At 74.0% G+C, this 15,787-nt stretch carries 1 protein-coding gene; it reads left to right on the forward strand.

Annotated features, from left to right (window positions below; genetic code table 11):
• Nucleotides 1-36: 36 nt before the first annotated feature.
• A complete protein-coding gene (locus ACGF0D_RS00065; protein ID WP_392913166.1) occupies nt 37-15,759 on the forward strand; it encodes an SDR family NAD(P)-dependent oxidoreductase in 15,723 nt (5,240 codons plus the stop codon).
• Nucleotides 15,760-15,787 lie beyond the last annotated feature (28 nt).

Raw genomic sequence — 15,787 nt, forward strand, 5'->3', positions numbered from 1 at the left:
CCGGACTGCCGGATCACCAGAAGGAGTTGGCCAGCGATGGTCGCTGAAGAGAAGCTGCTGGGCTACCTCAAGAAGGTCACCGCCGACCTGGCGGACACCCGGGAGCGGCTGCGCGAGGCCGAGTCGGCCTCCACCGAGCCGATCGCCATCGTCGCGATGGGCTGCCGGTTCCCCGGCGGCGTCGACTCGCCCGAGACGCTCTGGCACCTGCTGCGGGACGGTCGCGACGCGATCACGCCGTTCCCGGCCGACCGCGGCTGGGACCTGGACGCGCTGTACGACCCGGACCCCGACCGGCAGGGCACCAGCTACGTCCGCGAGGGCGGCTTCATCCACGGCGCCGCCGAGTTCGACCCGGCGTTCTTCGGCATCTCGCCGCGCGAGGCCCTCGCCATGGACCCGCAGCAGCGCCTGCTGCTGGAGACCTCCTGGGAGACCATCGAGCGGGCCGGCCTCGACCCCGCCGCCCTGCGCGGCACCCGGGTCGGCGTCTTCGCCGGCACCAACATGCAGGACTACACCAACCTGCTGCTGATCTCCCAGGAGGGCTTCGAGGGCCACCTCGGCACCGGCAACGCGGCCAGCGTGGTCTCCGGCCGCATCTCCTACACCCTGGGCCTGGAGGGCCCGGCCGTCACCGTCGACACCGCCTGCTCCTCCTCCCTGGTCGCCCTCCACCTGGCCGTCCAGTCGCTGCGCAACGGCGAGTGCACGCTCGCCCTGGCCGGCGGCGTCGCCATCATGTCGACGCCCGGCGCCTTCCTGGAGTTCAGCCGCCAGCGCGGCCTCGCCGAGGACGGCCGCTGCAAGCCCTTCGCGGCCGCCGCCGACGGGACCAACTGGTCCGAGGGCGTCGCGATGCTGCTCGTCGAGCGGCTCTCCGACGCCCGCCGCAACGGCCACCCGGTGCTCGCCGTCGTGCGCGGCTCGGCGATCAACCAGGACGGCGCCAGCAACGGCCTCACCGCCCCCAACGGCCCCGCCCAGCAGCGCGTCATCCGCCAGGCCCTGGCCGGCGCCCGGCTCACCCCCGCCCAGGTCGACGCCGTCGAGGCGCACGGCACCGGCACCTCGCTGGGTGACCCGATCGAGGCCCAGGCCCTGCTCGCCACCTACGGCCGCGGCCGCGCCGCCGCCGACCGGCCGCTGTGGCTCGGCTCGGTGAAGTCCAACATCGGGCACACCCAGGCCGCCGCCGGTGTCGCGGGCGTCATCAAGATGGTGCTCGCCATGCAGCACGGCGTGCTGCCGCAGACCCTCCACGTCGACCAGCCGTCCCCGCACGTGGACTGGTCGGCCGGCGCCGTCGAGCTGCTGACGGAGTCGCGCGACTGGCCCGAGACCGGCGAACCGCGCCGGGCCGGCATCTCCTCCTTCGGCATGAGCGGCACCAACGCCCACGTCATCCTGGAGCAGGCGCCCGCGCCGACCACCGAGCCGGCGCAGGCACCCGCCGGGACCCCGGGCACCATCGCCCCGCTCCCGCTGCTGCTGTCGGGCCGGAGCGCGGACGCCCTCGCCGCCCAGGCCGGACGCCTCCGCGCCCACCTGGCAGAACACCCCGAACTCCCGCTGGACGGAACGGCCTTCGCCCTCGCCGCCACCCGCAGCCACCACGAGCACCGCGCCGCGGTGACCGGCCACGGCGACCGCGACGCACTGCTCGCGGCGCTGGACGCCCTCGCGGCGGACCGCCCGCTGGCGGGCGTGGTGCGGGGCGTGGCCGGCGACGGACGGACGGCGTTCCTGTTCACGGGGCAGGGCAGCCAGCGGCCGGGGATGGGGCGTGAGCTGTATGCCGCCTTCCCGGTGTTCGCGGAGGCCTTCGACGCGGTGTGCGCGCGGGTGGAACTGCCGCTGAAGGAGGCGGTGTTCGGGGAGGACGCGGACGTTCTCGCCCGTACGGAGTTCACCCAGCTGGCGCTGTTCGCGGTGGAGACCGCGCTGTTCCGGCTGGTGGAGAGCTGGGGGGTCCGTCCGGACTTCCTGGTCGGGCACTCGATCGGTGAGATCGCGGCCGCGCACGTGGCCGGTGTGCTGTCGCTGGACGACGCGGTGACACTGGTGGCGGCGCGTGGCCGGCTGATGCAGGCGCTGCCCGAGGGTGGCGCGATGGTGGCGGTCAAGGCCACCGAGGCCGAGATCCTGCCGCTGCTCACGGACAACGTCAGCATCGCCGCCATCAACGGGCCTTCCTCCGTGGTGATTTCCGGGGACGAGTCCGAAGTGCTGGCGATCGCCGGGCAGTTCGAGAAGACCAAGCGGCTCCACGTCTCGCACGCCTTCCACTCGCCGCTGATGGACGGCATGCTGGACGACTTCCGCCGGGTGGCGGAGGGGTTGACCTACGCGGCGCCGCAGATCGCGGTGGTCTCCAACGTGACCGGTTCGGTCGCGACGGCCGAGGAGCTGTGCTCGCCCGAGTACTGGGTCCGGCACGTGCGCCAGGCGGTTCGCTTCGCCGACGGTATGCGCACCCTGGAGGCCCAGGGCGTCGCCACATACCTGGAGCTGGGCCCCGACGGCGTGCTCTCGGCCATGGGCCAGGAGTTCGTCGAGCAGGGCGTGTTCGTTCCGGCGCTCCGGAACGGCCGGGACGAGCGTGCCGGTGTCGCGGAGTGCCTGGCGAGCCTGCACGTCCACGGCGTCCCGGTGGCCTGGACGGCAGGGGTGGCGCTTCCCCCGGTCGAGCTGCCGACGTACGCGTTCCAGCGTGAGCGCTACTGGCCGACGGTGGCTTCGGGCTGGATGGGCGAGGTCGCCGCGCTGGGCCTGGGCGCGGCCGACCACCCGCTGCTGGGCGCCGGCGTGTCGCTGGCCGACGCGGAGGGCTTCCTGTTCACGGGTCGGCTGTCGGTGGAGTCGCACCCGTGGCTGGCCGATCACGCGGTGCTGGGTTCGGTGATCGTTCCGGGCACGGCGTTCGTCGAGTTTGCGGTCCGTGCGGGCGACCAGGTGGGTTGCTCGCTGGTGGAGGAGTTGACGCTGGAGGCGCCGCTGGTGCTTCCGGAGTCCGGCGGTGTGCAGGTCCAGGTGACGGTGGGCGCGGTGGACGCGTCCGGGCGTCGTTCGGTGGCCGTCCACGGTCGGGCCGAGGGCTCGTCGGAGTGGGTCCGTCATGTCTCGGGTGTGCTGGCGGAGGGTGCGTCGGCTGCTGAGGGTGCGGGTCTGGTGGAGTGGCCGCCGGCGGGTGCCGAGGCGGTGGAGCTGGACGGCTTCTACGGGGCGATGGAGGGCGTCGGGTTCGGTTATGGCCCGGTGTTCCAGGGTCTGCGGTCGGCGTGGCGTCGGGACGGCGAGGTGTTCGCTGAGGTGGCGCTGCCGGAGGCGGTGGCGGGGGAGGCGGCCGGTTTCGGGCTGCACCCGGCGTTGCTGGACGCGGCGTTGCACGCAGTCGGGCTCGGTGGCCTGGTGGAGGACGCGGGAGCGGGTCGGCTGCCGTTCGCCTGGTCCGGTGTGTCGCTGGTCGCCTCGGGCGCGGGTGCGCTGCGGGTGCGGCTGGTGTCGGCTGGTGCGGATGCGGTGTCGCTGACGCTGGCGGACGCCGAGGGCGGTCCGGTCGGTTCGGTGGAGTCGCTGGTGCTGCGGCCGGTGGTCGCCGGGCAGTTGGCGGCCGCGGGTGGGTCGACCGACTCGCTGTTCGGCGTGGACTGGGCGGAGATCGCGCTCGGTGAGACGGGCCGCGAGGTCCTCGTGGTGGGTGACCTCGCGGAGCTGGACGCCGTGGAGGTTGTGCCGTCGCTGGTGGCAGTGGAGTTCGGTTCTGCGGACGGTTCCGGTGCCGATGAGGTGCACGCGGCTGCGGTCCGTGCGCTGGAGCTGGTGCGGGGCTGGCTGGCGGAGGAGCGGTTCGCCGCTTCGAAGCTGGCTGTGGTGACGCGTGGTGCTGTGTCGGTCGATGCCGCGTCGGGTGTTGCGGGTCTGGCGGAGTCGGTGGTCTGGGGTCTGGTGCGCTCGGCGCAGTCGGAGAACCCGGACCGGTTCCTGCTGGTGGACCTGGAGGCGGGCGCCGAACTGCCGTCGGGCGTTGTGGAGTCCGGCGAGCCACAGGTGGCAGTGCGTGGGGGTGCGGCGTTCGCGCCGCGTCTGGTGCGCGTTGCCGCCTCCTCGGAGAGCAGCGTGTCGCTGGGCGAGGGCACTGTCCTGGTGACCGGTGGTACGGGTGGTCTGGGCTCGCTGGTGGCCCGGCACCTCGTCACGGCGCACGGGGTGCGGAGTCTGGTGCTGACCAGCCGTCGCGGCCTGGACGCGCCGGGTGCCGTCGAACTGCGGGACGAGCTGGCCGGGTTGGGCGCCGAGGTGGACGTCGTCACCTGCGACGTGTCCGACCGCGACGCTGTCGCCCGCATGCTGGAAGGCCGTTCGCTGTCCGCGGTGGTCCACACCGCCGGCGTCCTGGACGACGGCCTGGTGTCGTCGCTGACGCCCGAGCGCCTGTCCACGGTGCTGCGCCCGAAGGTGGACGCGGCGGTGATCCTGCACGAGCTGACCGCCGGGATGGACCTGTCGGCGTTCGTTCTCTTCTCCTCCGCCTCCGGTGTGTTCGGAGCCGCCGGTCAGGGCAACTACGCCGCCGCGAACGCGTTCCTGGACGCGCTCGCCGAGCAGCGCCGGGCCGACGGCCTCACCGCCACCTCGCTCGCGTGGGGCCTGTGGGCCGAGGACGGCGGCATGTCCGCCGCCCTGAGCGAGGCCGACGTCCGTCGCCTTGCTCGCGCGGGCGTCGCCCCGCTGCGCGCCCAGGAGGGCCTGGCCCTGTTCGACGGCGCGCTCACGCTGGAGCGCGCCCTGGTCGTCCCGATGCACCTCGACCCCGTCACGGCGGTCGGCACCGGCGACGTCCCGCCGCTGCTGCGGGCTCTCGTCCGCACGCCGCGCCGCCGCAAGGTCGGTACCGGCACCGGTGCGTCGGTCGAGCTCTCCCGGGCCCTGGCCGGCCTGACCGAGTCCGAGCGGCTGAGCACGCTGCTGGCGATGGTGCAGGCGCAGGTCGCGTACGTCCTCGGGCATGCCGCCCCCGACAGCATCGACCCGGTCCGGGCGTTCAAGGACCTCGGCTTCGACTCGCTGACGGCCGTGGACCTGCGCAACCGCCTCAACGCGACCACCGGCCTGCGCCTGTCGGCGACGCTGGTCTTCGACTACCCGACGCCGGAGGCGCTTGCCGGTCACCTGGCCGCCGAACTCGTCGGCCGTGCCGAGGAGTCGCGCCCGAGCCTGCCCGCGGTCAGGTCGTACCGCGATGACGAGCCGATCGCGATCGTCGGGATGGCCTGCCGTTACCCGGGTGGGGTCGCCTCGCCTGAGGACCTGTGGCAGTTGGTGCTCGGCGCCGGTGACGGCATCACGTCCTTCCCCACTGACCGTGGCTGGCACCTGGACGCTCTGGAGGACGTGAACTCGGGTCTCTCTGGCACGAGTTACGTCACGGAGGGTGGTTTCCTGCATGACGCGGGTCTGTTCGACCCGGCGTTCTTCGGGATCAGCCCGCGTGAGGCGTCGGCGATGGACCCGCAGCAGCGTCTGCTGCTGGAGACGTCCTGGGAGGCGTTCGAGCGCGCGGGTATCGACCCGGCCTTGATGAAGGGCAGCGCGACCGGCGTGTTCGCCGGTGTGATGTACCACGACTACACCTCGCGTCTGCACGCGATTCCGGCCGGTGTCGAGGGTTACCTCGGTACGGGCGGTTCGAGCAGCATTGCCTCCGGCCGGGTGGCCTACACCCTGGGTCTGGAGGGTCCGGCGGTCACCATCGACACCGCCTGTTCCTCGTCGTTGGTCGCTCTGCACTGGGCGGCGAAGGCCCTGCGCGAGGGCGAGTGCACGATGGCGCTGGCCGGTGGTGTGACGGTCATGTCCACCCCGGGTGCGTTCATCGAGTTCAGCAAGCAGCGCGGTCTGGCCATGGACGGCCGCTGCAAGTCGTTCGCGGCGGCGGCGGACGGCACGGGCTGGTCCGAGGGTGTGGGCATGCTCCTGCTGGAGCGCCTCTCCGACGCCCAGCGCAACGGCCACCGGGTCCTCGCGGTGGTGCGCGGCAGCGCGATCAACCAGGACGGCGCGAGCAACGGGCTCACCGCCCCCAACGGGCCGTCCCAGCAGCGGGTGATCCGCCAGGCGCTGGCCGGTGCCCGACTGGCCTCGGACCAGATCGACGTGGTCGAGGCGCACGGCACCGGCACGGTGCTCGGTGACCCGATCGAGGCGCAGGCGCTGCTGGCCACGTACGGCCAGGAGCGCACCGAAGAGCCGCTGTGGCTGGGCTCGTTGAAGTCCAACATCGGTCACACCCAGGCGGCGGCCGGCGTCGGCGGCATCATCAAGATGGTCATGGCGATGCGGCACGGCATGCTGCCGCAGACCCTGCACGTCAACGAGCCGTCCCCGCACATCGACTGGGCCTCCGGTGAGGTCCGGCTGCTGACCGAGGCCCGGCCGTGGCCGGAGACCGGACGTCCGCGTCGAGCTGCCGTCTCCTCCTTCGGTATCAGCGGCACCAACGCCCACACGATCATCGAGCAGGCCCCGGCGGAGAAGCGTCCGGCTCGTACCGGGAACGAGGAGGACGGTCAGGCGCCGCTGGTGCTGTCCGCGAAGAGCGAGGGTGCTCTGCGTGGCCAGGCCCAGCGACTTCTCGCCCTGGTCGAGGCCGAGCCCGAGCTGCGGGTCACCGACCTCGCCTACTCGCTGGCCACCACCCGCGCGACGATGGACCTCCGCGCCGGCGTCGTCGCGGACAGCCGCGACGGGCTCGCGTCCGCTCTGCGGGCGCTGGCCGAGGGCGGTACAGCCGGTGGGCTGGTGACGGGTGCCGCCTCGGGCGGGAAGCTGGCGTTCCTGTTCACGGGGCAGGGGAGCCAGCGTCCGGGCATGGGGCGTGAGCTTTACGAGGCCTACCCGGTGTTCGCCGAGGCCTTCGACGCCGTGTGCTCGCGGGCCGAACTCCCGCTGCGCGACGCTGTCTTCGGCGATGACGCGGAGCTGCTGGCTCGCACCGAGTACACCCAGCCGGCCCTGTTCGCCGTCGAGGTGTCGCTGTTCCGGCTCTTCGAGAGCTGGGGCGTCCGTCCGGACTTCCTGGTCGGCCACTCGATCGGCGAGCTGGCGGCCGCGCACGTCGCGGGCGTGCTGTCGCTGGACGACGCCGTCAAGCTGGTCGCCGCTCGCGGCCGGCTGATGCAGGCGCTGCCCGAGGGTGGCGCGATGGTGGCGGTCAAGGCCACCGAGGCCGAGGTGCTGCCGATGCTGACCGCTCAGGTGAGCATCGCGGCCGTCAACGGGCCTTCCTCCGTGGTGATTTCGGGCGACGAGTCCGAAGTTCTGTCGATCTCCGGTCAGTTCGAGAAGACCAAGCAGCTCAAGGTCTCGCACGCTTTCCACTCCCCGCTGTTGGACGGCATGCTGGACGACTTCCGCCGGATCGCGGAGGGCCTGACGTACAGCGCACCGCGCATCCCGGTCGTCTCCAACGTCACCGGCTCGGTTGCGACGGCCGAGGAGCTGTGCTCGCCCGAGTACTGGGTGCGCCACGTCCGCCAGGCCGTTCGCTTCGCCGACGGCATGCGGGCTCTGGAAGCCAAGGGTGTCACCACCTTCGTCGAGCTCGGCCCGGACGGCGTGCTCTCGGCCATGGGCCAGGAGTGCGTCGAGCAGGGCGTGTTCACCCCGGCGCTGCGTGCCGAGCGCCCGGAGGCGCAGACCGCGCTGACGGCGCTCGTCACCGCGTACGTCCAGGGCGCCCAGGTCGACTGGCGAGGGTTCTTCGCGAAGGCCGGCGCCCACGTCACGGACCTGCCGACGTACGCCTTCGAGCGCGAGTGGTTCTGGCTCCACGCCCCTGCTCTGACCGGGGACGTCCAGTCCGCCGGTCTCGGTGCGGCCGATCACCCGCTGTTGGGTGCGGCGGTGGCTCTTGCCGATGCGGAGGGCTTCCTGTTCACGGGTCGTCTGTCGGTGGAGTCGCACCCGTGGCTGGCCGATCATGCGGTGCTGGGTTCGGTGATCGTTCCGGGTACGGCGTTCGTGGAGCTTGCGGTGCGGGCGGGTGACCAGGTGGGTTGCTCGCTGGTGGAGGAGTTGACGCTGGAGGCGCCGTTGGTGCTTCCGGGGTCGGGTGGTGTGCAGGTCCAGGTGACGGTGGGCGCGGTGGACGCGTCCGGGCGCCGTTCGGTGGCTGTGCACGGTCGGGCCGAGGGCTCGTCGGAGTGGGTCCGTCATGTCTCGGGTGTGCTGGCGGAGGGTGCGTCGGCTGCTGAGGGTGCGGGTCTGGTGGAGTGGCCGCCGGCGGGTGCCGAGGCCGTGGATGTGGAGGCGTTCGCACGGGGTCTGGCGGAGGCCGGGCTGGTGTACGGGCCGGCGTTCCAGGGTCTGCGGTCGGCGTGGCGCCGCGACGGCGAGGTGTTCGCCGAGGTCGCCCTGCCGGAGGAACTGGCCGACCACGCCGCCGGCTTTGGTCTGCACCCGGCGCTGCTGGACGCGGCGGTGCAGGCGGTGGGGCTGGGCGGGTTCGTCCGGGCCGAGGGGCAGGCGCACCTGCCGTTCGCGTGGGCTGGTGTCGAGCTGCACGCTGCGGGTGCGGACGCGCTGCGGGTGCGGCTGGTGTCCGCCGGTGCGGACGCGGTGTCGCTGACGCTGGCGGACGCCGAGGGGCAGCCGGTCGGGACCATCCGATCGCTGGCTCTGCGGCCGGTGGTGGCCGGGCAGTTGGCGGCGGCCGGTGGGTCGACCGACTCGCTGTTCGGCGTGGACTGGGCGGAGATCGCGCTCGGGGCCGGGTCGGCCGCCGACGTTCAGCTGTTCTCGTCACTGGCCGAGCTGGCCGGGGACGAGGTTCCCGAGGTCGTGGTCGTCGAGGCTCCGCAGGCGGGCGGCGGTGACGTGGCCGAGGCCGCGCACGCTGCCGGTGTGTGGGCGCTGGAGCTGGTGCGGGGCTGGCTGGCGGAGGAGCGGTTCGCCGCTTCGCGGCTCGCCGTGGTGACGCGTGGCGCCGTTGCTGCGGGTCCGGCGGAGTCGGTGGTCTGGGGTCTGGTGCGCTCGGCGCAGTCGGAGAACCCGGACCGGTTCCTGCTGGTGGACCTGGAGGCAGACGCCGAGCTGCCGTCGGGTGTCCTCTCCTGTGGTGAGCCGCAGGTGTCGGTGCGCGGTGGTGTGGCGTTCGCGCCGCGTCTGGTGCGCGTCGCTACCGAACCGGACAACGGCGTGTCGCTGGGCGAGGGCACGGTCCTCGTCACGGGCGGTACGGGCGGTCTGGGCTCGCTGGTGGCCCGGCACCTGGTCACGGCGCACGGGGTGCGGAGCCTGGTACTGACCAGCCGCCGCGGCCTGGACGCGCCGGGCGCTTCCGAACTGCGTGACGAGCTGGCCGGGTTGGGCGTCGAGGTGGACGTCGTCGCCTGCGACGTCACCGACCGCGACGCTGTCGCCCGCATGTTGGAGGGTCGTTCGCTGTCGGCGGTGGTCCACACCGCCGGTGTGCTGGACGACGGTGTGGTGTCGTCGCTGACGCCGGAGCGGCTGTCGGCGGTGCTGCGTCCTAAGGTCGACGCGGCGTGGCACCTGCACGAGCTGACCGCCGGAATGGACCTGTCGGCGTTCGTCCTGTTCTCCTCCGCCTCCGGCGTGTTCGGCGCCGCAGGCCAGGGCAACTACGCCGCCGCGAACGCGTTCCTCGATGCTCTGGCGGCCCGCCGCCGGGCCGACGGCCTGCCCGCCACCTCGCTGGCTTGGGGCCTGTGGGCCGAGGACGGCGGCATGGCCACCAGCCTGTCCGAGGCCGATGTTCGTCGCCTGGCCCGGGCCGGCGTGGCGCCGCTGCGTTCGCAGGAGGGCCTGGCCCTGCTCGACGGCGCGCTCACCGTGGACCGCGCCCTGCTCGTCCCGATGCACCTGGACCCGGTGGCCATGACCGGCGCCGGCGAGGCCCCGCCGCTGCTGCGCGGACTCGTCCGTACGCCGCGCCGCCGGACCGCCGCCAGCGGCGGCACCGCGGCCGCCGGTTCGCTGGCCGAGCGCCTGCTCGCCCTGCCGGTGGCGCGCCGCGACGAGGCCGTCCGCGAGGTGGTCCGCACCCAGGTGGCCGAGGTCCTGGGCCACGGTTCGGCGGAAGGGGTCGACCCGGCCCGCGCCTTCCGTGAGCTGGGCTTCGACTCCCTCACCGCCATCGAGCTGCGCAATCGTCTCAACGCGGCCACCGGCCTGCGCCTGCCGGCCACGCTGGTCTTCGACTACCCGACGCCGTCCGCGCTGGCCGACTTCATTCGCGACGAGCTCGTCGGCGAGGCCCCGGCGGCTGCCGGCGTGCTGTCCACGACCATCGTGGACGAGCCGATCGCGATCGTCGGCATGGCCTGCCGCTACCCGGGCGGGGTCGCCTCGCCCGAGGACCTGTGGCGGCTGGTGCACGGCGGCGGCGACGGCATCTCGCTCTTCCCGACCGACCGTGGCTGGGACCTCGACGCCCTGTTCGGCGCGGACGGCACCCAGCCCGGAGGCAGTCACACCCGGGAAGGTGGATTCCTGCACGGCGCCGCCGAGTTCGACGCCGGCTTCTTCGGCATCAGCCCCCGCGAGGCGCTCACCATGGACCCGCAGCAGCGGCTGCTGCTGGAGACGTCCTGGGAGGCCTTCGAGCGGGCGGGCGTCGACCCGGCCGCTCTGCGCGGCAGCGCCACCGGCGTGTTCACGGGCGTGATGTACCACGACTACGCGTCGCTGCTGGAGTCGGTCCCGTCCGGCGCCGAGGGCTACCTGGGCACCGGCAACGCGGGCAGTGTCATCTCGGGCCGTCTGGCGTACACCTTCGGGCTTGAGGGCCCGGCGGTCACCGTCGACACCGCCTGCTCCTCCTCCCTGGTCGCCCTGCACCTGGCCGCCCAAGCCCTGCGCAACGGCGAGTGCACCATGGCACTCGCCGGCGGTGTGACCGTGATGTCCACCCCGGCCGCGTTCATCGACTTCAGCCGCCAGGGCGGGCTCTCCTTCGACGGCCGCTGCAAGGCCTTCTCGGCCGACGCGGACGGCACCGGCTGGTCCGAGGGTGTCGGCATGCTCCTGCTGGAGCGCCTCTCCGACGCCCAGCGCAACGGGCACCAGGTGCTCGCGGTCGTCCGTGGCTCGGCGATCAACCAGGACGGCGCGAGCAACGGGCTCACCGCCCCCAACGGTCCGTCCCAGCAGCGCGTCATCCGCCAGGCCCTCGCCAACGCGCGCCTCACGGCCACCGACGTGGACACGGTCGAGGGCCACGGCACCGGCACCACCCTCGGTGACCCGATCGAGGCCCAGGCGCTGCTGGCCACGTACGGCCAGGAGCGTGCCGAAGAGCCGCTGTGGCTGGGCTCGTTGAAGTCCAACATCGGTCACACCCAGGCGGCGGCCGGCGTCGGCGGCATCATCAAGATGGTGATGGCGATGCGGGAGGGCGTGCTGCCGCAGACCCTGCACGTGGACGAGCCGTCCCCGCACATCGACTGGGCCTCCGGCGCGGTCGAGCTGCTGACCGAGGCCCGGCCGTGGCCGGAGACCGGGCGTCCGCGTCGCGCGGCCGTCTCCTCCTTCGGCTTCAGCGGCACCAACGCCCACGCCATCATCGAGCAGGCCCCCGCCGACGCTCCGCGCGAGGCGGGCACCGCCGTCCGGCAGCTGCTTCCGTGGGTGCTGTCCGGCCGCACCGAGGCCGCGCTGCGGGACCAGGCGCTTCGCCTGCGTTCCCACCTCGACGGCTCCGTCGAGTCGGCGGACGTCGCCTACTCGCTCGCGGTCACGCGGGGCCGGTTCGACCACCGGGCCGTGCTGACGGCGGCCGACCGGGACGGGGTGCTGCAGGCTCTTGCGGCCCTCGCCCGGGGCGAGTTCGCGGACGGCCTGGTGCGAGGCACGGCCGACACCGGGAAGCTGGCGTTCCTGTTCACCGGGCAGGGCAGCCAGCGTCCCGGGATGGGCCGTGAGCTGTACGAGGCCTACCCGGTGTTCGCCGAGGCCTTCGACGCGATCTGCGCGCGGGTCGAACTGCCGCTGAAGGAAGCGGTGTTCGGTGAGGACGCCGACGTACTCGCCCGCACCGAGTTCACGCAGCTGGCGCTGTTCGCCGTCGAGGTGGCGCTGTTCCGGCTCTTCGAGAGCTGGGGCATCCGTCCGGACTTCCTGGTGGGCCACTCGATCGGCGAGCTGGCGGCCGCGCACGTCGCGGGCGTTCTCTCCCTCGACGACGCCGCCGCGCTGGTGGCGGCCCGTGGCCGGCTGATGCAGGCGCTGCCCGAGGGTGGCGCGATGGTGGCGGTCAAGGCCGCCGAGGCCGAGATCCTGCCGCTGCTGACCGAGAACGTCAGCATCGCCGCGATCAACGGGCCGACGTCCGTGGTGATTTCGGGCGACGAGGATGAAGTTCTGTCGATCGCCGGGAAGTTCGAGAAGACCAAGCGGCTGAGCGTCTCCCACGCCTTCCATTCCCCGCTGATGGACGGCATGGTGGCGGACTTCCGCGCCGTCGCCGAGGGGCTGACGTACAGCGCCCCGGTCATCCCGGTGGTCTCCAACGTCACCGGCACCCTCGCCACCGCCGAGGAGCTGTGCTCGCCCGAGTACTGGGTGCGGCACGTCCGTGAGGCCGTCCGTTTCGCCGACGGGATGCGGGCCCTGGAGGCCCAGGGCGTCAGCACGTACCTGGAGCTGGGCCCCGACGGCGTTCTCACCGCGATGGCCCAGGACTGCGTCGACGGCGGCGTGTTCGTGCCCGCGCTGCGCTCCGGCCGCCCCGAGGCGCAGAGCGCGCTCACCGTCCTGGCCACCGCCCACGCCCACGGCGCGTCCGTCGACTGGTCGACGCTGTTCGCCGGCACCGGCGCCCGCCGCGCGGACCTGCCCACCTACCCCTTCCAGCGCGAGCGCTACTGGCCGGCGGTCGGTGTCCGCCAGGCCGGGGACGCGACGGCCTTCGGGCTCGGGCGGACCGACCACCCGCTGCTGGGTGCGGCGGTGGCGCTGGCCGACGGCGAGGGCCACCTGTTCACCGGCAGCCTGTCGCTGCGGACCCACCCGTGGCTGGCGGAGCACGCGGTCGCGGGCACGGTGATCCTGCCCGGCACGGCCTTCGTCGAGCTCGTGATGCGGGCGGCGGACGAGGTCGGCTGTGCGGTGCTGGAGGAACTGACGCTGGCGGCGCCGCTGGTGCTGTCCGAGCAGGGCGGGCTGGCTGTCCAGGTGCTGGTCGGCGGGCCGGACGAGGACGGGCGCAGGCCCGTGAGCGTCCACTCCCGTTCGGAGCGGGCCTCGGCGGACGAGCCGTGGACCCGGCACGCGACCGGCGCGCTGGCCTCGGCCGCGCGTACGGAGGGCGAGTCGCTGACCGAGTGGCCGCCGGCCGGGGCCGAGCCCGTGGCCGTCGACGGCTGGTACGAGGCGCTGGCAGCGTCCGGGTTCGACTACGGCCCGGTGTTCCAGGGCCTGCGGGCCGCCTGGCGGCGCGGCGACGAGGTGTTCGCCGAGGTCTCCCTGCCGGAGGAACTGGCCGACCACGCCGCCGGCTTCGGTCTGCACCCGGCGCTGCTGGACGCCGCGCTGCACGCGATCGGGCTGGGCGTCCTGGCCGACCGGGAGGGCGGCGGTCTGCTGCCGTTCTCCTGGAGCGGCGTCGAGCTCCATGCCTCGGGCGCGGGCGCGCTGCGGGTGCGGCTGGCGGCGGCGGGGCGCGACGCGGTCGCGCTGACCGTCGCGGACGCCGGGGGCCGTCCGGTCGCGACGGTGGACTCGCTGGTGCTGCGGCCGGTGGACCGGGAGCAGCTGGCCCGGGCGGGCGGCGCGTCGCACGAGGACGTGCTCTTCCGGCTGGACTGGTCGGCTCCGGCCGTCGCGTCGGCGACCTCGCCGGCCGAGCCGGTGGCCGAGGGCCGGTGGGCGCTGCTGGGTGAGGACGCCTTCGGCGTGGCCGAGGCCCTGGCCGCCGCGGGTACCGTTCCGGACCGCCACGCCGACCTGCTCGGCCTGGTGGAGTCGGGCACCGCTCCCGACGTGCTGCTGCTGACCTGCCCGGCCGACGGGCTGCGGGCCGACAGCGCCGACGCCACGGACGTCGCCGACAACGCCCGGGTCGCCGCCTTCCGCGTGCTGACGCTGGTCCAGGCGTTCCTCGCCGAGGAGTGCTTCGCCGGCACCCGGCTGGTGCTGCTCACCCGGGGTGCGCTGGCCGCCGCCCCGCGGGACGGGGTGCCGGACCCGGGCGCGGCCACGGTCTGGGGCCTGGTGCGGTCCGCGCAGTCCGAGCACCCGGGACGCTTCGTCCTGGTCGACCTGGACGAAGCGCCGGACGCCGCCCGGGCGCTGCCCGCGGCCCTGGCGGCCGAGGAGCCCCAACTGGCGGTGCGCGGCGGCGCCTTGCTGATCCCGCAGCTCGCCAGGGCGCAGGCCCCGGGCACCGCTCAGGGCGCCCTCGACCCGGACGGCACGGTGCTGCTCACCGGTGCCACCGGAGCGCTGGGCGGCCTGGTCGCCCGGCACCTGGTGGCCGAGCACGGGGTGCGTCACCTGCTGCTGCTCAGCCGTCGCGGCGAGGCCGCCGACGGGGCGCGGGAGCTGGCCGAGGAACTGTCCGGGCTGGGCGCCGTGGTGTCCTTCGCGGCCTGCGACGCGGCCGACCGGGAGGCGCTGGGCAAGGTGCTCGCGACCGTCCCGGCCGCCCACCCGCTGACGGCCGTCGTGCACACCGCCGGTGTGCTCGACGACGGCGTGATCGGCTCGCTCACGCCCGAGCGGCTGGACGCCGTGCTGCGGCCCAAGGTCGACGCGGCGCTCAACCTGCACGAGCTGACGGCCGGTTCTGGCCTCGCCCGCTTCGTCCTGTTCTCCTCCGCGGCGGGCACGCTGGGCAACGCCGGCCAGGCGAACTATGCTGCGGCCAACGCCTTCCTGGACGCGCTGGCGCAGCACCGCGCCGCCCGCGGCCTGCCCGGCACCTCGCTCGCCTGGGGGCTCTGGGAGCAGTCCGGCGGGATGGCCGCCGCCCTGGAGGGCACCGGTGCCCGCCGAATGGCCCGGGGCGGTGTCTCGGCGCTGACCGCGGAGCAGGGCCTGGCGCTGCTCGACCGGGCGCTGGCCGGCGACGAGCCGGTGCTGGTGCCGATCGCCCTGGACCTGCGGGCGCTGCGGGCCCGCGCCGCCGGGGCGGCCGTACCGGCCGTGCTGCGCACGCTGGCGCCGTCGGCGGCCCGCCGGGCGGTGGACGCCTCGGGCGACGCCGCCCACGCGCTGCGGCAGCGGCTGGCCGGTGCCGAGCCGGAGGAGCGGGACCGGATCCTGCTGGACCTGGTCCGCTCGCACGGCGCGGCGGTGCTCGGCCACGCGGGCCCCGACGCGGTGGTGCCCGGGCGCGGCTTCCTGGAGCAGGGCTTCGACTCGCTGACGGCGGTCGAGCTGCGCAACCGGATCGGCGCCGCCACCGGGCTGCGGCTGCCGGCCACCCTGCTGTTCGACCACCCGAGCCCCGCCGCGCTGGCCGGGCACCTGGCCGGCGAGCTGAGGACCTCCGGTGCCGGCGGTTCCGTCGAGCCGGTGCTCGGCGAACTCGGGCGGCTGGAGGCGTCCCTGGCGGCGCTGGCGGCCGGTCCGTTGGACGACGCGGTCCGGGCCGGGCTGACCGCCCGCCTCCAGGACCTGCTCGCCCTGTGGGGCGCCGCCGCCCCGGCGGCCGGCGAGGCCGTCACCGAGCGGCTCGACGAGGCCAGCGACGACGACCTCTTCGACTTCATCGACAACGAGCTGGGGCTCTGACCTCGTGCGTATGGATATCTGTGACAAC

Origin of the sequence: Kitasatospora sp. NPDC048298 (genome assembly GCF_043201465.1) — a bacterium.
Lineage (GTDB): Bacteria > Actinomycetota > Actinomycetes > Streptomycetales > Streptomycetaceae > Kitasatospora.